Below are 19,028 nucleotides of genomic sequence, written 5' to 3'. Positions count from 1 at the left end.
CTCGTTCACCAGCCCAGTTCGTTCGCGGTCGTCTCGGCGATGGCGGGCGAGCAGGTCATGCCTCGGCCGCCGGGCCCGGTCACCAGCCAGACGCCGTCGCGGACCCGCTGGCGGTGCACGACCCGGCTGGTGTCGACGCACTGCGCGTACACCCCGGCCCAGCGGCGCCGGATCTTCGGCAGCGGGCGGCCGAGGAAGGACTCGACGACGCGGGTGAGGTGCTCGTAGGGGTCTTCGAGGGTGTCGAAGGCGAAGGGGTGCTCGTACTCGTGGGTGTCGCCGATGGTCAGTCCGCCGTCGAGCCGCTGCACCATGAGCAGCTGCATCTTGTGGGTGGCGGCGGTGGGATCCTGCGCCTGGCCCTCGTTGAGGGCGTCGAGGGCGGGGGAGGCGTAGGCCGGGTAGTAGCGGAAGGAGTCGGCGTCGGCGACGGAGGTGGTGAGCGGCTCGCCGAGGGGCGCGGTCTGCATCATCTGGAGCCGGACGCGGCGGACCGGTATCTCGCCGGCGACCTCGCGGACGAGGCCGGAGAGCCAGGCGCCGGTGCACAGGACGACGGCGTCGCCGGTGTGGGTCTGGCCCCGGTCGTCGCGGACCGCGTTCTCGCCGACCACGTCCCGGACCTCGCGGTTCGGCAGGAAGGTGTAGCGGCCGGTGGCGAGGAGGGCCTCGCGGAGGGCGAGCTGGGCGAGGCGCGGTTCGACGGCCGCGTCCCGCTCGCACCACAGGGCGGCCTCGAACGCCCCGCGCAGGGCGGGGTTGATCGCCCGCGCCTCGTCGGCGGTGAGGAGCTTGTAGCCGCGGGCGGCGGCGTCGGGGCGGGCCACGGCGGCCTCGGCGACGGCGAGTTCGAGCGCACCCCGCACGGGGGTGAGGGAGCCGATGGCCCGGAAGCCGAGGCCGGGGACGCGGGCGCCGATGCCCTCCCACAGTTCGCGGGCGCGCAGCGCGGTGTCGAGCTCCTCGCCGCCCGCCCGTCCGCTCACCCAGATCTGGCCGAAGTTGCGGAGGGAGGCCCCGCGCGCCTCGGCCTCGCGCTCGATGTGTACGACCTCGTGGCCGCGTTCCACTGCGTGCCAGGCGTGCATGGTTCCCACCACGCCGGCTCCTACGACGATCACCTTCATGACGTCGACGGTCGCGGGGACGGGTGGACCGGACGGATCCGGGGGACGACGGGACGGTGAACGGACCGACAAGCTTGGACCAGACCCGTTACCGTTCCGTTACCTCGCGCGTGGTCAGCCCTGCCGCCCCAGATGGGCGGTGAAGCTGAACCGGTCCCCCCGGTAGAGCGTGCGGACGCGCTCCAGGGGCCGCCCCGCGGTGTCCCGGGAGACGCGGTGGAGCAGCAGCATCGGCAGCGCCGGCGGCGTGCCGATGAGCAGGGCCTCGCGCGGGGTCGCGAGGACGGTCTCGATGCGCTCGTCGGCGTCGCCGAAGGAGATGCCGAGCCGGTCGTGCAGATAGGCGTAGAAGGAGGAGTCCGGGTCGAACTCGGTGTCCAGACGGGGGGCGCGGGCCTCGGAGACGTACGTGCTCTCCAGGCCGACCCGCTCGTCGTCGGCGAGCAGCACGCGCTCCATGTGCCAGACGGGCTCGCCCCGTTCGGCGCCGACCTCGGGGGCGAGCGCCTCCGGGCAGGGGAAGCGGTCGAGCGAGATCAGGCTGCGGCCGGGGCGGCGGCCCTGGCGACGCACGCCCTCCGTGTAGCTGGCGAGCGAGAGGGGCTGCTCCAGCTTGGGGCCGGCGACGACCGTGCCCCGGCCCTGGCGGCGCAGCCGCCCCTCCAGGAGCAGTTCGCGCAGCGCCTGCCGGACGGTCTCGCGGGACACCTCGTACCGGACGGCGAGATCGCGCTCGGTGGGCAGCAGCCCGCCCTCCCCCAACTCGTCGACCAACAGGGCGATCTTGGCCTTGACGGCGTAGTACTTGGGGACGCGGCCGTGCTCGGGGATGCCGGAGCGGACGGGGGCGCCGGGGCTGGTCTGGTAGTTCATCCGGGGATGGTCGCAGACCGGGATGAACGGGAAGGTGTACGGAGCATGGCTCAGCGGTGCCGGGGGCGGCGGGCGGCCCGCAGCAGCACCGCGCCGAGCAGGAGGAGGCCTGCGGCGAGCGGGACGAGGACGCGCGCGTACTCCTCCGACTCCCTTCCTGTACCGGCCAGTTCGCGGTCCGGCGCCGCGTCGGCGGGTCTCTCCGGGCTCCGGGTGGCGGGCGCGCTGGGGGTCGGCGGGCGGGTCTCCTTGGCGGGCGGCGCCGACGGGTGGGGCGTGCGGGTCGTGTCGGGTGTGGGAGTCGCGGCAGGCGCGGTGGGGGTGCCGGGCCCGGCGGGGCCCACGGTCAGGCGGTAGTCGCCGGACTCGCCGACCCAGTCGCCGTCCTCGCCCTGGCGCTGCACGACCGCCGCGTTCACGACGACCTCGTCGGGCGGCGTCCCCGCCTCGAACGCCAGGCGCACGGGGACGGTGAGCGTCCGGCCTGCCGGCACCGCGAAGCCGCCGAAACCGGTGAACGCGCCCACGTTCTCGGCGTCCTCGGTCGACTCGAAGGCCACCGGACGCCAGAGCGCCGACCCGGCGTCGTAGAACTCGAACCGGATCTGCTCCGGGCGCAGGGCCCGGTCGCGGTCGGTGAGGACGAGCACCGGGTGGACGCCCGAGCAGGGGGCGTCGGTGGTGTTGGTGAGGTCCAGCTTCCAGCCCTGGAACGGTCCGCCCGCCGGATAGTCGTCCGGCCCCCCGTGGATCCGGGTGTCCAGGGGGAAGCCACCGCCGTCGGGGGTGCCGCAGGCGGGGGTGGGCGGGTCGGGCGCGGGGGCGGCGGGGGCCGGGGCGACGATCACGAGCGGGGCGGCCGTGGCGGCGGCCACGGTCACGGCGACGCGGACGCCGCGCGGACGCAGGGGGGCGGGGGCCATGGGAGGGGTGCCTTTGCTGCTAGGTCCTGAAGGGCAGGGAACGGCGGAGACGCTGCCACGCGGGAGGGGACGGGCGGGTCAGCGACGCCGGGGGAACCCCCCGTTAGGACCGACACATCCGCTCGATCGGCCTACTTTCCGATGATCGGAAGACCAGGGTTTCGTCTACTTCCCGAAGACCGGCGCCCGCGTCAGCCACGCCGCGCCCTCCGCCACGGCGTCCCGGCCGGTCGCGAGGCCCACGGGGGTCGCCAGGCCGAGGCCGCCCAGCACCTCCCGTACGCCCGCCGCGAAGACCTCCGGCGCGGCCAGCACCACCCGGCCGCCCAGGAGGACCTGGTCGATGTCGAGGAGCCGGACGAGGTTGGCCGCCCCCACGCCCAGGATCCGCGCGGCCTCGTCGTGTTCGCCGCGCGCGACGGCCGCCAGGCACAGGACCTCCAGGCAGCCGCGCCCGCCGCAGCCGCACGGCGGACCGTCGAGCTGGACGGTCTGGTGGCCGAGCTCGCCCGCCCCGGTCCTGTCCCCGCGCAGCGGCGCGCCGCCGAGGACGAGGCCGGCGCCGAGGCCCGTACCGAGGTGGACGTAGGCGAAGGAGCCGGGGGCAGCGGGGCGCAGGGCGAGGCCGAGGGCGGCGGCGTTGGTGTCCTTGTCGAGGACGACGGGCAGCCCGAGGCGGGCCGTCAGCTCGTCCCGTACGGGACGGCCGGCCCACTCGGGAAAGCCGGTCACCCGGCCGGTCACCCCGGCGCGATGATCCAGCGGCCCGGGCATGGCGACCCCGACGCCGAGGACACGCCCGGGGCGGGGGCCGGGGCGGAGGCCGGGGTCCGCCCCGGGCGCGCTTTCGCCGGGCGGGGCCGCGGCGAGCAGGGTCTCGCCGGGCGGGGCCGCGCTCGGCAGGCCTCCGTCAGGCAGGCTCCCGCCCGGCAGGCCTCCGCCGGGCGGCCCTCCGTCAGGCAAGCCTCCGCCGGGCAGGCTCCCGCCGGGCGGGGCCGCGCCGGGCCGGCCTCCGCCCGGCAGGGCTGCGTCGGGCAGGGCCGGCCCCGGCGAGTGCGCGCCGTGCGAGATCGCGCCCCCGTCCCCCGGAACCATGGCGAGCAGCGCCCGTACCTCCTCCGTCACGGCGTCCAGGACCGGGCCCGGACCCGCGCCCAGGTCCACGGGGCGGCGGCGCAGGGCGGCGGTCGCGCCCGCGAGGTCGGCCAGGAGGGTCGTCAGCTGGTCGCGGTCGAGGTGGACGCCGACGGCGTACGCGGCGGAGGGCACCAGCCGCAGGACCGTGCGGGGCTTGCCGCCGGTCGAGGCGCGGTGGCCGGCCTCCGTGGCGAGGCCCTCGGCCCGGAGCCTCGCGGTGATCTTGCTGACGGCCTGCGGGGTGAGCCCGGTCCGCTCGGCCAGCTCCAGGCGGCTGATCCCGGTCTCCCCCGCCGTGCGCAGCAGGTCGAGCACGAGCGCCGCGTTGTGGCTGCGCAGGGCCGGCACGTTCACTCCCACCAGGTCTTTCCTCACTCCCCCATTGTGGCGGTCGCTTGCACTTTGGCAACAGCGTTGCTTAAGTGGAACGCATGACTGGCACCGACCCCCGCACCCCGCTCCGCGTCGGACTCGTCGGCTACGGCCTCGCGGGCTCCGTCTTCCACGCCCCGCTGATCGCCGCCTCCGAGGACCTCGTCCTCGCCGCCGTCACCACCGGCAACCCCGAGCGGGCCGCCGAGGCCCGTGCCGCCCACCCCGGCGTCCGGGTCGCCGCCCGCCCCGAGGAGCTGTGGGAGCGGGGGACGGACGAGCTGGACCTGGTCGTCGTCGCCTCCCCCAACAAGACGCACGTCGCCGTCGCCACGGCCGCCCTGGAGGCCGGCCTCCCGGTCGTCGTCGACAAGCCGCTCGCCGGGACCGCCGCCGAGGCCCGCGCGCTCGCCGCCCTCGCCGAGGAGCGCGGCCTGCTGCTCTCGGTCTTCCAGAACCGCCGCTGGGACGGCGACTTCCGCACGCTGCGCCGGCTGCTCGACGAGGACGCGCTCGGCGAGGTCCAGCGCTTCGAGTCCCGCTTCGAGCGGTGGCGCCCGCGGCCCAAGGGCGGCTGGCGCGAGTCGGGCGCGCCGGAGGAGATCGGCGGGCTCCTGTACGACCTGGGCAGCCACGTCGTCGACCAGGCCCTCGTCCTCTTCGGCCCGGTCGTCTCGGTGTACGCCGAGTCGGACGTGCGCCGGCCGGGCGCCGAGGCCGACGACGACACCTTCCTCGCGCTCACCCACGCGAACGGGGTCCGCTCCCACCTGTACGTGAGCGCCACCACCGCCCAGCTCGGCCCCCGCTTCCGGGTGCTCGGGCAGCGCGCGGGCTTCGTGAAGTACGGACTCGACCCGCAGGAGGCCGCCCTCCGCGAGGGGCTGCGGCCGGAGCCGGGCGCCGTCTGGGGCGCCGAGCCCGAGGAGCTGTGGGGCCGGCTCGGCGCCGGCGAGTCTCCGCTGACCGGCGGCGGCACCCCGGTGGAGTCGCTGCCCGGCGACTATCCGGCGTACTACGCGGCCGTCGCCGCCGCGGTGCGCGGCACCGGCGAGAACCCGGTCACCGCGCACGAGGCGGCCGCCGCCCTCGACGTCCTGGAGGCGGCACGGCGGTCGGCCCGCGAGGGAACCACGGTGAAGCTGTGACCGAGATCGCCGAACTGGAGGCCCAGGAGGCCCGCCTGACGCTCCCCCGGTTCACGTACGAGGACGCCTGGACGCTCGGCACCCTCCTCGTCGGCCTGGGCCGGGAGCGGAGGGCCCCCGTCGCGATCGACGTCCGGCGCGGGGCGCAGCAGCTGTTCCACTGCGCGCTGCCGGGGTCCAGCGCGGACAACGACGCCTGGATCGACCGCAAGCGGCGGGTCGTCGAGCGGTACGGAGAGAGCTCGTTCCTGGTCGGGGCCCGTTTCCGGGCCAAGGGGACGACGTTCGAGGCGTCCTCGCGCCTCGACCCCGACCGGTACGCCGCCCATGGGGGTTCGTTCCCGATCGCGGTCGAGGGCGCGGGCGTGATCGGCTCGGTCACGGTCTCGGGCCTGCCGCAGGCCGAGGACCACGCCCTGGTCGTCGAGGCGCTGGAGCGACTGCTCGACTCGTACGCGGCGGACGGGGCCTGACCACCGGCGGACGGGACCTGACCACCGGCCGGGCGCCGGACGCCGAGGACATCGGCGCCCGGCCCCGTCGGATCAGTCGGATCAGGCGCTCTTGAGCTCCTGCCGCTGCCGGCCGAGGCCCTCGACCTCCAGCTCGACCACGTCGCCGGGGCGCAGGTACGGCTTGGGCTCCGGCTGGCCCATGGCGACGCCCGCGGGCGTGCCGGTGTTGATGATGTCGCCCGGGTACAGGGTCATGAACCGGCTGACGTACCGGACGACCTCCGCGACCGGGAAGATCTGGTCCGAGGTGTGTCCGTCCTGCTTGAGCTCGCCGTTGACCCACAGTTTCAGGCCGAGGTCCTGCGGGTCCGGCACCTCGTCGGCGGTGACGAGCCAGGGGCCGAGCGGGTTGAAGGTCTCGCAGTTCTTGCCCTTGTCCCAGGTGCCGCCGCGCTCGATCTGGAACTCGCGCTCGGAGACGTCGTGCGCGACGGCGTATCCGGCGACGTGCGCGAGGGCCTCCTCGTCGGTCTCCAGGTAGCGGGCGGTGCGGCCGATCACGATGGCGAGCTCCACCTCCCAGTCGGTCTTCACCGAGCCGCGCGGTACGAGCACGGTGTCGTCCGGCCCGACGACGGTGTCGGCGGCTTTGAGGAAGACGACGGGCTCGGCGGGGGTGGCCTGGCCGGTCTCGGCGGCGTGTCCGTGGTAGTTCAGCCCGATGCACACGACCTTGCCGATGCGGCCGACCGGCGGGCCGACGCGCAGCCCGGTGGCGTCGAGCGCGGGCAGCACGCCGGCGCCGGCGGCGCCCCGGATGCGGTCGAGGGCGGAGGCGTCGGCGAGCAGACTGCCGTCGATGTCGTCGACGAGGGCGGACAGATCGCGGAGGGTTCCGTCCTGGTCGAGCAGGGCGGGACGCTCGGCTCCCGGCGGCCCGACACGCAGCAGCTTCATGGTCTTCTCCTTGTGGTCGAGGTGGGCCCGGTAAGGCCCAGAGGGTGCCCCGGCCGATGGAGTGCGGCCATCGGAGGATTGGTCGATCGTCCAAGACGACGGGTCACTCTGCAAGACCCCGTTCACACACTGGACCCTTACGCGGGAGTAACCAGGGCCGCCTGCGGCATGTCCCGGTAGAGGAAGGCCCGCTCGACGGCGGTCCAGGTGGTGCTGGTGACGATGTAGAGCGCGGCGGCCAGGGGTACGACGGCGACCGAGATCAGGGTCGCGAAGGAGAGCAGCGGCAGGTACCGGGCCATGCCGGCGGCCATCCCGGCACCCGGCTGCCCGGGCTCCACCGCGACCGGCGCGGGCTGCCGCCTGGCCCGGAGGTAGTTGTACGTGGCGACGGCGGTGACGATCGCGAAGAGCACGAGGTAGACCAGGCCGGCGGGGCCGAGGACGCCGCCGTGGGCGAGCGCGTCGGCGTAGTGGTCGCCGAGCGGGGCGGCGAAGAGGCTGTGCCCGGCCATCCGCCCGCTGGAGAAGAGGTGGTACATCAGGAAGAAGGCGGGCGCCTGGAGCAGGCTGGGCAGACAGCCCGCGAACGGCGAGACCTTCTCCCGGGCGTGCAGCTCCATGATCGCCTTCTGCATCCGCTCGGGGTTCTTGGCGTGCTTCTTGCGGAGGGCGGCGAGCTGCGGGGCGAGCCGGGTGCGGGCCTTCTGACCGCGGGCGGCGGCCCGGGAGAGCGGGTGGACGGCGAGCCGTACGAGCAGGGTGAAGAGGACGATCGCGGCGGCCGTGGCGGTGGTGGCGAAGAGCGGCTGGAGCAGGTCGGCGAGCCGCTCGACCAGGGAAGCGAAGACGTTCAAGGGAGCCCTCCGTGGGGTCTCGTCGTGCCGGGAGCATGGAGATTCGGCATGACGGATCCGCGAAAGGTGCTTCCTGTGAGGGCGGGCTCCCTACGCGGCCGTCGGGAGGGGACGGCCGGGAGCGCGGGGTCTGCGACGGCCGGCGGCGTCGGGGTCCCGCTGGGGCAGGAAGGCGGTGCGCCGCTCGCGGTCGCGGATGGCGGTGCGCACGGCGGTGGGCGGTACGGCGGGGGCCGTACGGGCGCCGAGGAGGGCGAGGACGACACCGGTCGCGGCGAGGGCGACGGCGGTGGAGAGGCTCGCGCCGTCGGAGAGGAGCAGGTCGGCGAGGGCGAGCAGGAAGAACAGCGGCGCGACGATGCGCAGGACCAGGTCCCTGATGGTCATCCCGTCACCTCCTCCTCTCGGCCGTCCGACGGTGAGGACGCACGGCGAGACCCGGAAGTTCCCGCACTCCCTCGGAACTTTCTCCGAGGGTCAGGAGGACGTCGGCTCCGGCTCCAGGGGGACGAGGAGGCGGCGGGGCCGGAGGAGGGCGCGGCTGACGGGATCGGCGGGGTCGGGGTCGAGGCCGGCGCCGGGCCGCATCTCGACGTCGGGGAGCGGCACGGGGAGGCGGCAGGAGGGGCATTCGCCGTACGGGCCGAGTTCGGTGCCGCAGTCGGCGTGGTGGAAGTGGCGCAGCGGTACGGCTCCGGGGACCTCGGCCCGGCCCCAGGCGCCGAGCGAGCGCAGGACGGGCCAGAGGGCGAGGCCGCGTTCGGTGAGCACGTACTCGTCGCGCGGGGGCGACTCCTGGTAGCGCCGCCGGTCGAGGACGCCGGCCTCGACGAGGGCCTGGAGGCGGGCGGCGAGGACGGCGCGGGGGATGCCGAGGTGGACGAGGAAGTCGTTGTAGCGGCGGACGCCGTAGAAGGCGTCGCGGACGACGAGCAGGGTCCAGCGTTCGCCGATGACCTCCAGGGCGCGGGCGATGGAGCACTGCTGCCGGGCGTAGTCCTTGCCGAGAGCCATGGGGCCCATCGTACGCACAACGGGTTCGGTGAACGAACCTTGCTGCTACCTTAAGGTTCATTCACTGAACCTGAGAGGTGGAGGTCCCTGCCATGCCCCCGCTCGCCACCACGGCCCGGCCCGCGCCCAGCACCCGCGCCGGCCGCCCCCGGGCCACCCTCGCCGTCACGGCCGCCGCCACCGCGGTCGCGCTGATGAACTACACGGCGCCGATGCTGACCCTCCCCGACATGGCCGCCGCCTTCGGGACCCCGGCCTCGGCGCAGGCCTGGCTGCTCAACGGCACGCCGCTCGGCCTGGCCGTCCTCCTCCTCGTGGCAGGCAGCCTCGCCGACGCGCACGGACGGCGCCGGATCTTCCTCCTGGGCACTCTCACGCTCGGCCTCACCACCGCCCTCGGCGCGTTCACCGGCTCGACGCTCGCCTTCACCCTGGCCCGGATCGCCCAGGGCGCGGCGAGCGCGGCCGTCCTGGCGGGCAGCCTGGGCCTCCTCGCCCACGCGTACCCGGCGGGCCGGGACCGGATCAGGGCCACCGGGATCTGGGGCGCCTCGGTGAGCGCCGGCATCGCGCTGGGCCCGCTCCTCGCGGGCGCGCTGAGCCTGGTCGACTGGCGGCTGGCCTACGGGACGCTGGGGGCGGCGGCCCTGGTGATCGCGGCGACGGGAGCGCGGGCGCTGGCGCACGACGGGAGGCGAGGAACAGGAGCGGGGCGCCCCGACATCGCGGGAGCGCTCACTCTCGGCCTCGGGATGTCGGCACTGCTGACCGCACTCACGCTCGGCCGCGACGGCTGGCTGCGGGCCCCGGTGGCCCTGCTCCTCCTGGCCTCGGCCGCCCTGACGGCGCTGTTCACTGCGGTCGAGCACCGGAGCCGGGCGCCCATGGTGGACCTGGCGCTGCTGCGACGGCCCGCGTTCCTGGCGTCGACGCTGGGGGCGCTGTTCACGGGCTTGGCGGTGATCGGCCTGTTCAGCGTGGTGCCGGCGCTGCTGCAGGCCGGGGCGGGGATGGCACCGCTGGGCTCGGCGTGGCTCTTCCTCCTCTGGTCGGGCACGGCGTTCGTGGCGGCGCTGCAGGCACGGCGCCTCGCGGGCCGGCTCTCCGCCGCGTACCAACTGGCCCTGGGCTTCGCCCTGTCGGCGGCGGGGATCCTCGCCCTCCTCGGCGGCCTGGAGGGCCCCTGGCCGCGACTCGTTCCCGGTCTCCTGGTGGCGGGCGCGGGCAGCGGCCTCCTGAACGCGGCGCTGCCCCGGCTCGCGGTCGACTCCGTGCCGCCGGAGCGGGCGGCGATGGGCTCGGGCGCCAACAACACCGCCCGCTACATCGGTTCCTCGGCCGGGGTGGCCCTGACGCTGGCACTGGTGACGACGGGCCCGGACACGGCACTCCTCGTCTCGGCGGCCCTGGCGCTGACGGGCGCGGTGCTCACGCTCGTACTGGGCCGCGGGCGCGCCTGATCACCCGGCCGACACCAGCTTCGCCCAGACGACGAGCCGGTAGGCACTGCTGAACTCGGGGGTGCAGGTGGTGAGGGTGAGGTAGGCGCCGGGTTCCTCGTACCCGTAAGAGGGCTTGACGAGGGACCGGGGAACATCCCGAATGACCCCGACGTCACGAGGAGAGGTCGAGGCCAGCACAAGATCGACGCGATAGACATAGGTACGCGCACGCGTACGCACGAAAACCCGATCCCCCTCCCCGAGCCGGTTGACGTACCGAAAGGGCTCGCCGTGGGTGTTCCGATGCCCGGCGAGGGCGAAGTTCCCGACGCGCCCGGGGCCGGCGGTGCCGGGGTAGTGCCCGACGTACCCCTTGTCGAGGACGGACCGCTTGGAGACGCCTTCGGCGACGGGGACGGTGAGCCCGAGCCGGGGGATGCGGAGGACGGCGAAGGCGGCGGAGGAGGAAGGCACGGGAGACGCGGCCGCAGGCGCCCGGGACTCGACCGAGGGCCCGGCAGAGGGCTCGCCCTCCGCCACGCCCTCCACCGCACCCCCCTCGTCATCGGTCCCGGAAACGGACTCGGGAACGGACTCGGGAACCGGAGAGATGTCCCACTCCCGCTCCAGGACGCGCACCTGGTCGAGGGCCTCGGCGCGGGCCTCCCGATTGGTCCACCAGAGCTGATGGACGACGAGAAGCAGGATGAGAACCCCGCAGGTGACGGCGGTCTCGGCGGCCAGCCACAGCGCGCGTGCGCCCGTACGAGATCGTCCTCCCGTCTGGACGACGACCGGCACCCGCTCCCGTTGCGTGACCCGCACGCGGGGCACGATAAGCGCTGAGGCGCCAACTCTCCAGGCCCGTACAGCAGTACGGTGGAGGGCATGCGCCCAGACACGCCTGCCGCCCACATCACCGAAGCCGAGCGTCTGCTGCGCACGGCAGCGCAGTACCCGGGAGACCGGGAACCCCTGTACCTCCAGGCCGCGGCCCATCGCGAACTGGCGGGAGACCGCCCGGGCGCGACGGCCCTGTACGACGAGCTCCTCGCCGGGGAACCGGCGAGCCCCCACCTGATCAGGGCGCTGAAGGCGGCGAACCTGTGGGAGTACGGGCACGAGGCCGAGGCCCGGGCGATCATCGACGGCATCCGGCGGACGAGGCCGTCGGACGCGGCGGCGTGGGAGATCACGGCGGAGACGCTGGAGGCGCACGACGAGCTGGAAGCGGCGGAGTCGACACTCACGGAAGCAGCGAACCTCCTGGTCGCACCCCCGCCCGAGGACCTCCCCCACGCGACCCGCTCCCTGATCACGACCCGGCACCGGATCCGGCGGATGCTGGCGCTGACACACGACGAGTGGGACGACCTGGCGGACCGGCTGCACGCCGGCACTGTCGGGCTGGACGAACTCCACGACCCGAAGCGCCTGTGGTCGCTCGGCTCCTCGGACCCGGCGGAGCTCCAGGCGGAGATCACCCGCCTCCGCTCGGAACTGGGCACGTACCGCACGGCCCTCTCCCGCCCCTTCCCGGTCGCGGTCCTCCACTGGCCGGAAGCGGAACTGGACGAGCTCCTGGCGGCCTACCCGGAGCTGGAGGCCGAGTACCCCACGTACCGCGCACACCTGACGGACATCGAGGCGTCCCTCCGCGAACTCGCGACCGCCGGCACCCCGAACCTCGGCATCGTCCGCGCCACGGTCCCCTCCTACGAAGCCTTCGCCGCCTCGGAATCCACCCACCCCTCGAACGCGGACCTCCTCCCCCAGTACGCCACCACCCTGGCGGCCAGGGGGCGCGCCACGGCTTGGCCACCGGCCCGGGGGGCGGAGTGCTGGTGCGGGTCGGGGCGGGCTTATGGGGGGTGCCACGGGGCGGACCTGCCGTAGTCGGTACGTCAATGTCGGTACCGTCCATTAGGGTCGCGATCGACCTGATGTAGCGCGCATATCCCAAGGCCCGACATGACGACTGACTGGCAGTTCGAGGTACCGACGAGCGGCAGCAAGCACCTGCCTCCGGATGCGCGCTACATGGAAGCGCTCAGCAGTCAGGGCTACGGCTTCGAGGCGGCGCTCGCGGACTTGGTGGACAACTCCATCGACGCCGGGGCCAAGGACGTCGTGATCCACTTCCTCCGCGACGGGGACAGGCTCGTCAGTCTGCTGGTCGTGGACGACGGCAAAGGCATGGACGAGGAGGAGCTCGATGTCGCAATGACCGTCGGCGGCCGGCGCGACTATGACGCCCGGGCCCTCGGCATGTTCGGCACCGGCCTGAAGTCCGCCTCTCTCAGCCATGCGGCCGCCGTCACCGTCGTCAGCAAGGTAAGACGCACGCGGGCCGCGGCGCCGGCTGGACGGCGTTGGACAATGGAGCGCGCCGTGACCGGGTACCAGTGCGACATCGTCGCGCCCGACTACGCCCAACAGCTCATCGACCGCTACTACGACTGCCCGATCGTCTGGCAGGGCACAATCATCCGCTGGGACGGGGTCAAGGACTTCCCGCACACCGGCGGTGGCGGTCAGACCGATCGTTATCTCCATCGCACGATCAACAAGCTGGGTCTCCACCTCGGCTTGCACCTGCATCGCTTCCTGGCTCGCGACGACTTCAACATCACCATCGCCGTGGAGGACGTGTCCACCGGCGTCGAGTACATGAACTTCGGCGTGCAGCCGCTCGACCCCTTCGCCTACCCGGTCAGCGGCCATCCGGACTACGCACGCGATTTCGTCGCCGACATCCCCTCCGTCGGCCCTGTCACGTTGACCGCGCACATATGGCCGCCGAAGTCCAACACCGACGAATTCAAGGCCGTAGGTACAGGAATCGACCGCCAGGGGTTCTACTTCTACCGGCATGACCGGCTGGTCCAGGCCGGTGGATGGAACAACTTCCGCCAGCCTGAACAGCATCTCGCCCTCGCCCGTGTCGCCGTCGATCTGCCGGACGACGCCGTGGCCTCGAAGGCGTTCCGTCTCACCGTGAAGAAGGACGGCGTCGACACGTCTCCCGAGTTCGTGATGGCCCTGGAATCCGCGACGGACGCCGAAGGGAGGGTGTTCTCTCAGTACGTGGCCGACGCCGATGCGACGTACCGGGACGCACGGAAGCGGACCGGAACGACCCGCAAACCTGTGATCCCCGCCGGCAAGGGCTTCGAGTCGTCCGTGCGCGAGGCCATCGAGGATGAACTGCCGCTCATCCCCGGTGAGGATCCGATCACCGTCCGCTGGCAGAAGATCGACAACAGCTCGTTCTTCGAAATCGACCGCGAGGCGCGGACGATCGTCCTCAACCATCACTACCGTGCCGCGATCCTCGGCGGCCGACGTGGTGGCCTCAACGATGCCCCGACGCTCAAGTCGCTCATGTACCTCCTGCTGCACCGAGTCTTCGAGAAGGAGTACAGCGGCAGCAGGGAGAAGGACAACCTGCAGCTCTGGCAGTCCGTCCTGGTGGCCGCTGCCCGTGCCGAGATGAACCGGGTGGCGGACGATGACTGACTCCGAGGCAGGTCCGGCACTTGCCTGGTCGACGGTCGAGCACTACCTGGGCGAGGGGCTCGGCGCGAGCTACCGCCTCTCCCTCGCCGACAGGCATCCCGTCGTCTCATACGAGATAGGGCACGGCGGGCGGGACATCGCGCTCTTCGTCGAGCTCGGCCGTAACCAACGACCGCCCCGCTCCTCGCTTCCCGCCGTTCACATCGATCAGGTGGCCGTGGACGGAGGCCTCCGCATGGCCCGTATCAGGACCACCCAAGTGGAGTTGATGCGCGACTTCCACGACATGGTGATTGCGGTAGCGGATCGGATCGTCATGCAGAACCGTTCGCTCGATCACGCCTTCCACGAGACCGTGGAAGGGTGGAGTTCGTTGCTCGACCGTCCCCGAGCGATGAGCGTCGAGCGGCGGGTCGGGCTGTTGGGCGAGCTTTCGATACTGAACCGCCTCGCCGAGACGTACGGTTGGGACGCCGCCGTCGAGGCGTGGACCGGTCCGTACGGTGAGGAGCACGACTTCGCACTCGTCGACTTCGACATCGAAGTCAAGACGACCGTGCTGGAACGGCGGCGCCACGTCGTTCACGGGATCGGACAGCTTCAGCCCGCCACCGACCGTCCCCTCTGGTTCACTTCCCTTCGGTTGACCCGTGGCGGCGCCGGTGGCCGTACCCTCGCCGAGTCGGTCCATGCGGTACGCGATGCCGTGGCCGAACACTCCCCGGCGGCCCTGACTCGACTGGATTCCGCACTGGAGCGATGCGGATGGTCGCCTCGGCGTGACGACGACGAGCGCTGGACTCCCCGGGACGAGGCACTGGTCCTGGCTGCAGAGGCCGTGCCCAGGCTCACCCCCGAACTGATCGCGGCCGCCTCACTCGAGCGAATATCGGCCATACGTTACGAAACGGATGTCACTGGTCTCGACCCCACCCCCGGTGCGCCGATCGACCTCTCCGGTCTTCGTCTCCCATGAATCCCTGCACATCCCGCCTCACACCCTCTCGACCGCCGAGGAACCGTTGATGACCAGTCCCGACACAGCCGCCGGAATCCGTCTCGACCTGCACGCCCGAGCGCTCGGCGACATGAGTTCGGGCAAACCGAAGAGGCTCGTCCGCGCCTTGGAGTACCAGGCCGAAGATCTCGCGCCCGAGGCCATGGTCTACGCCACCGAAGCGGATTTCCTCTCCGTGCTTCGCGGCGCACGGGCCACGGACCAACTGGTGGAGATGTGGCGCAAGCAGCTCACACGCTGGGACTACCACGAGAACGCCCCCTGGTCGGCCCATCCTCCCCGCACCGACGAGCGGCGCGCCGACGTATACGCGTTGCTCGGCCTCGGCGACGAGGTCGGCAAGCACCTCACTGCCCTCGTCCCCGTCTCCAAGGCCGCCGGTGCGGTCGTCATCAGCACCGAGCACAAGCCGTGGTACACCCCTCAGTCCCTGCAGGGGCGCCCTTGGTACTGGCCTGCCTACCGCAAGCTGCTGACGGACAAAGGATGGCCCGAGGACGTCGTCGCCGGTCTCGACGAGGCGACCGACCGCGTGATGGAACGCCTGGCCGACCCGACGGCACCCGAGGCGTACCAGTCGAAGGGGCTCGTGGTCGGGTACGTCCAGTCCGGCAAGACCGCCAACTTCGCCGGCGTCATCGCCAAGGCGATCGACGCCGGCTATCGACTCGTGATCGTCCTGGGCGGCACGCTCAACATGCTGCGTGCCCAGACCCAGCGTCGTCTGGACATGGAGCTGGTCGGCCGCGAGAACATCCTGCGCGGCGGAAACGAGTACGAGTCCGACTACGCCGACGACCCCGCCTGGAGCCAAGGCAAGTTCGCCGCCTTCGGAGCCATGCCCTCCGCCCTCGGGGCCTTCGACATCCACCGGATGACGACCCGCGACGTCGACTATCAGAGCCTTCAGACGGGGATCGCGGCCCTCGAAGCCGACAAGCAGGAGCCAGGGCTCCCGCTGTACGATCCGCGCAACCTGCACCGGGCGGCGGCTCGCCTGATGGTGGTGAAGAAGAACAAGATCGTCCTGGGCAAGCTGGTCAGGGACCTGCGGAAGATCCAGACGCCTCTCTCCGAAATCCCGGTGCTGATCGTGGACGACGAATCGGACGAGGCGTCGGTGAACACCACCGACCTGGCCAAGCCGAATGCCGAGCGAACCGCGATCAACCAGAAGATCTCGGAGCTGCTGCGGATGCTGCCGCGCGCCCAATACGTGGGCTACACCGCGACGCCGTTCGCGAATGTCTTCATCGACCCCAGTGACACCGAGGACATCTTCCCGAAGGACTTCATCCTCTCCCTGCCGCGACCGGCGGGATACATGGGCGCCCGAGACTTCCACGACCTCGACTCGGACCTGTCCGACGAGGAGCGAACGTTCGCGAACTCCAACGAGATGGCGCACGTCCGATCCATTGTCGGGGAGAGCGACGAGGACGACACCTGTCTTGAGCGCGCCATGGACATGTTCGTACTGACGGCCGCGATGAAGTTGTACCGCGAGGACAAAGGCGGGCTCGGAGACCGCTACTTCCAGCACCACACCATGTTGATCCACGAGTCGGTACGGCAGGACGATCATCGCGAGCTGCTGGGTCGGGTGACGGGACTGTGGTGGAACGCCGGTTACCTCGGGGCAGCCGGTCGCGAGCGGCTGCGCACGCTGTTCGACACCGACATCGCGCCGGTATCCGCGGTGCGCGCCGACGGCCAGGCCGTTCCCTCCTCTTTCGAGGAACTCGCGCCCTACATCGGTCCCGCCGCGATCCGGATCGGCGGTGACGACAAGCCGATCATCGTGGTCAACGGCGACAAGGACATCGAGACCGGAGAGGCCGACTTCGACAAGAGGTCCATCTGGAAGATCCTCATCGGCGGACAGAAGCTGGCCCGAGGGTTCACCGTGGAAGGGCTGACTGTCTCGTACTTCCGACGTCGGGCCGGCAACGCGTCCACACTCATGCAGATGGGCCGCTGGTTCGGCTTCCGCAAGGGCTACCGGGACCTGGTGCGTCTCTACCTGGGTCGCCAGGAATCCATGGGGAAGAAGGAGATCGACCTTTACGAGGGGTTCGAGGCCATCTGCCGGGACGAGGAGGCGTTCCGCACCGAGCTGGCCCAGTATTCGGTGACGGTCGACGGCCGCCCGCAGGTCACCCCGGATCGGGTCCCGCCGCTCGTATGGCAGCACATCCCGTGGCTCAAGCCGACAAGCCCGAAGAAGATGTACAACTCGCGCCTGATCACCGTCCGCTCCCCCGGCGAATGGCAGGAGCCCACCGCCTACCCGACGAAGGTCGTCGACCTGCGGTACAACACCAACCTGTGGACGCCTGTCCTGGAGACCTTGTCGGCAGAGCCGACACAGCTCTCCTACCACTTCCCCGAAAAGGGCGTCACGCACCGTTTCTCCGCGCTCACGGGGCGAATGGGCGCTGTGGAGCTCCTCGATCTGGTGTCGCACGTGCGCTGGGGAGCGCCTTCCCAGTTCGCCCCCCACCTGGACTACCTGCGGGAGATCACCACGGGTGATTCCGTCCAGGTGGACGACTGGATCGTGCTCGCGCCGCAGCATGCCCAAGCCGGCAAGCGGATCCGCCTCGGCGCCGACGGTCGTACGTATTCCTACTTCGGCCGCGACCGTCGCCGCGCCCCGCTCTTCGGCGCGATCAGCGACGTCAAGCACCGTGCGGCGGCCCTGCGCATCTCTGGCGCGCTCGCCGATTCCGGTGATGCGACCGTCGAAAGCCTGGTCGCCCCGCGACGCGGTGCGATCGTCCTCTATCCGATCGTCGAGCCCGAACATCGAGCCACGCTCGTGGAGAACGCTCCCCTCGATCCGAGTCGGGTCGTGATGGCCTTCAGCTTCGTCGCCCCGGCCTCGGCCCGCAGTGACGACGGTCGCGTGCTGCGTTTCACGACCGTCGACTCCGCTCAGGAGGGGGTCGCCATCATCGACACGAACTCCGGAGCGGCAACCGGCTGACGTCCCGGGGTTGCCCTGGTGGAACGGGCATGGGCCCCAGTCCACCAGGGGAGCCCGGCTACGCGAGGAGACTCGGAATCCACCCGATGAGGATGACGGAGATCGTGATGACCACCAAGACGTCCCGCATGCGGAGCGTCGGCGTCTGCGCGGGCGCGGGGGGCCTCGCCCTCGGCTTGGAGGAGGCGGGTTTCGACCCCGTGCTCCTCCTCGACAACAGGACCGTCACCTGTGACACCCTCCGCGCGAACAGACCCGACTGGAACGTGCTGGACATCGACCTGCTCGATTTCGACCCCGTCGACCACCAGCAGACCTACGACGTGGACCTGCTCGCGGCCGGGCTCCCTCGTGTCAAGGCCACGGCCTCCGTCCGCCGCCCCGAAAGGGACGACGAGCTCGAGGTGCTCAAGGCCACGATCATGCTCATGCACGGGGTCCGACCCCGGGCGCTGTTGATCGAGAACGTCCCCGATCTCGTCACCAAGGCGGCTTACGGCCCGGTCCGGGAGTACATCACCGAGGAACTCGTCCACCTCGGTTACGACATTCATTGGTTCGTGCTCAACGCCGCCGACTTCGGAGTGGCTCAAGATCGGAAGGAGGGGGTCGTCGTGGCCTTCAGGGACGGACGCCTGGACTCCTTCACGCCTCCCATGGCCTCGGTCGCACGCCACCGAACGGTCGGGGAGGTGCTCGGCGCGTCGATGGCCGCCCGTGGCTGGCCCCAGGCCGCCGAGTGGGCGGCTCAGGCCGACCGCCCGGCCCCGACCCTGGTCGGAGGTTCCTGGAACCGAGGCGGCGCGGACCTGGGGCCGACAGGCACCAAGCGGGCCTGGGCGCGCATGGGCGTGGACGGAGGCACGGTGGCCGACGACGTCCCCGGCCCGGCATTCACCTGGGATCCGTCACTCGGTCGCCCCGGCATGATGCCCCTCACCGTGCGCCAGACCGCCGCGCTCCAGGGCTTTCCACCTGAATGGGACTTCGCGGGCCGGAAGACCGCCCAGTACCGTCAGGTGGGCCACGCCACACCGCCCCCGGTCGGGCGGGCGCTCGGCGAGGCGATCAGAACGGCTCTGAAGTCCTGACCGCGATGACCGGAATCCGTCACCTCCGGCCGATCGGGGGCGACGCCCGACAGGCCGGCCGCTCGGTCGGCCGCTCCGGGTAACCTGTAGCGCTGCGGGGTCCCCG

17 protein-coding genes are annotated in these 19,028 nt (G+C 71.9%); 8 read left to right on the top strand and 9 right to left on the bottom strand.

The annotated features are described in order from the left end of the window. Positions 1–5: 5 nt before the first annotated feature. From BLW86_RS23865 to BLW86_RS23850, 4 genes are all read right to left on the bottom strand, one after another. A complete protein-coding gene (locus tag BLW86_RS23865; RefSeq protein ID WP_093875936.1) occupies positions 6–1,127 on the bottom strand; it encodes a TIGR03364 family FAD-dependent oxidoreductase in 1,122 nt (373 codons plus the stop codon). Positions 1,128–1,241: 114 nt separating this feature from the next. Next, positions 1,242–2,000: a GntR family transcriptional regulator gene (locus BLW86_RS23860; RefSeq protein WP_093875935.1), complete on the bottom strand. Its 759-nt coding sequence runs from the start codon at positions 1,998–2,000 to the stop codon at positions 1,242–1,244. Positions 2,001–2,050: 50 nt separating this feature from the next. After that, positions 2,051–2,923 carry a hypothetical protein gene (locus BLW86_RS23855; RefSeq protein ID WP_093875934.1) on the bottom strand — a complete coding sequence of 291 codons (873 nt, stop codon included), beginning with the start codon at positions 2,921–2,923 and terminating at the stop codon, positions 2,051–2,053. A gap of 165 nt (positions 2,924–3,088) precedes the next feature. Beyond that, on the bottom strand, positions 3,089–4,420 hold the full coding sequence (locus BLW86_RS23850; RefSeq protein ID WP_371129574.1) for an ROK family transcriptional regulator: 1,332 nt from the start codon (positions 4,418–4,420) through the stop codon (positions 3,089–3,091). A gap of 71 nt (positions 4,421–4,491) precedes the next feature. On the opposite strand from BLW86_RS23850, the gene BLW86_RS23845 reads away from it, so the two are divergent. Next, positions 4,492–5,580 (top strand): Gfo/Idh/MocA family oxidoreductase, encoded by a 1,089-nt coding sequence (locus BLW86_RS23845; RefSeq protein ID WP_093875932.1) that lies wholly within the window; start codon positions 4,492–4,494, stop codon positions 5,578–5,580. Further along, positions 5,577–6,053, top strand: coding sequence for a heme-degrading domain-containing protein (locus BLW86_RS23840; RefSeq protein ID WP_093875931.1), 477 nt, complete (start codon positions 5,577–5,579; stop codon positions 6,051–6,053). Before BLW86_RS23845 ends, BLW86_RS23840 begins: the two co-directional genes overlap by 4 nt. An 81-nt stretch (positions 6,054–6,134) precedes the next feature. On the opposite strand, the gene BLW86_RS23835 is transcribed toward BLW86_RS23840, so the two are convergent. The 4 genes from BLW86_RS23835 to BLW86_RS23820 form a co-directional block, all read right to left on the bottom strand. Next, positions 6,135–6,992: a fumarylacetoacetate hydrolase family protein gene (locus BLW86_RS23835; protein WP_093875930.1), complete on the bottom strand. Its 858-nt coding sequence runs from the start codon at positions 6,990–6,992 to the stop codon at positions 6,135–6,137. Between the two features lie 137 nt (positions 6,993–7,129). After that, complete coding sequence (locus tag BLW86_RS23830) at positions 7,130–7,849, bottom strand: YidC/Oxa1 family membrane protein insertase (RefSeq protein ID WP_093875929.1); 720 nt, start codon at positions 7,847–7,849, stop codon at positions 7,130–7,132. A gap of 90 nt (positions 7,850–7,939) precedes the next feature. Then, entirely contained in the window at positions 7,940–8,236 is a 297-nt protein-coding gene (locus BLW86_RS23825) for a DUF6412 domain-containing protein (RefSeq protein ID WP_093875928.1), read from the bottom strand. Positions 8,237–8,326: 90 nt separating this feature from the next. Continuing rightward, positions 8,327–8,863: a winged helix-turn-helix transcriptional regulator gene (locus BLW86_RS23820; protein WP_093875927.1), complete on the bottom strand. Its 537-nt coding sequence runs from the start codon at positions 8,861–8,863 to the stop codon at positions 8,327–8,329. 92 nt (positions 8,864–8,955) lie between these two features. On the opposite strand from BLW86_RS23820, the gene BLW86_RS23815 reads away from it, so the two are divergent. Then, positions 8,956–10,323 (top strand): MFS transporter, encoded by a 1,368-nt coding sequence (locus BLW86_RS23815; protein WP_093875926.1) that lies wholly within the window; start codon positions 8,956–8,958, stop codon positions 10,321–10,323. Here BLW86_RS23815 and BLW86_RS23810 read toward each other — a convergent pair whose 3' ends face one another. Beyond that, positions 10,324–11,130, bottom strand: a complete 807-nt coding sequence (locus tag BLW86_RS23810) for a class E sortase (protein WP_093875925.1) — start codon at positions 11,128–11,130, stop codon at positions 10,324–10,326. 63 nt (positions 11,131–11,193) lie between these two features. On the opposite strand from BLW86_RS23810, the gene BLW86_RS23805 reads away from it, so the two are divergent. The 5 genes from BLW86_RS23805 (at position 11,194) to BLW86_RS23785 (ending at position 18,922) form a co-directional block, all read left to right on the top strand. Continuing rightward, positions 11,194–12,201 carry an SEC-C domain-containing protein gene (locus BLW86_RS23805; protein ID WP_093875924.1) on the top strand — a complete coding sequence of 336 codons (1,008 nt, stop codon included), beginning with the start codon at positions 11,194–11,196 and terminating at the stop codon, positions 12,199–12,201. A 75-nt stretch (positions 12,202–12,276) separates the two neighbouring features. Beyond that, complete coding sequence (locus tag BLW86_RS23800; RefSeq protein WP_093875923.1) at positions 12,277–13,824, top strand: ATP-binding protein; 1,548 nt, start codon at positions 12,277–12,279, stop codon at positions 13,822–13,824. Next, on the top strand, positions 13,817–14,800 hold the full coding sequence (locus BLW86_RS23795; RefSeq protein ID WP_093875922.1) for a PD-(D/E)XK motif protein: 984 nt from the start codon (positions 13,817–13,819) through the stop codon (positions 14,798–14,800). The genes BLW86_RS23800 and BLW86_RS23795 overlap by 8 nt, the downstream gene beginning before the upstream one ends. 49 nt (positions 14,801–14,849) lie before the next feature. Further along, a complete protein-coding gene (locus tag BLW86_RS23790) occupies positions 14,850–17,831 on the top strand; it encodes a Z1 domain-containing protein (protein WP_093875921.1) in 2,982 nt (993 codons plus the stop codon). 107 nt (positions 17,832–17,938) lie between these two features. Beyond that, positions 17,939–18,922: a DNA cytosine methyltransferase gene (locus tag BLW86_RS23785; RefSeq protein ID WP_256341404.1), complete on the top strand. Its 984-nt coding sequence runs from the start codon at positions 17,939–17,941 to the stop codon at positions 18,920–18,922. Positions 18,923–19,028: the final 106 nt, after the last annotated feature.

The sequence above is a fragment of the Streptomyces sp. TLI_105 genome (assembly GCF_900105415.1).
Taxonomy (GTDB): Bacteria; Actinomycetota; Actinomycetes; order Streptomycetales; family Streptomycetaceae; genus Streptomyces.
This window is presented reverse-complemented; position numbering and strand designations above follow the sequence as displayed.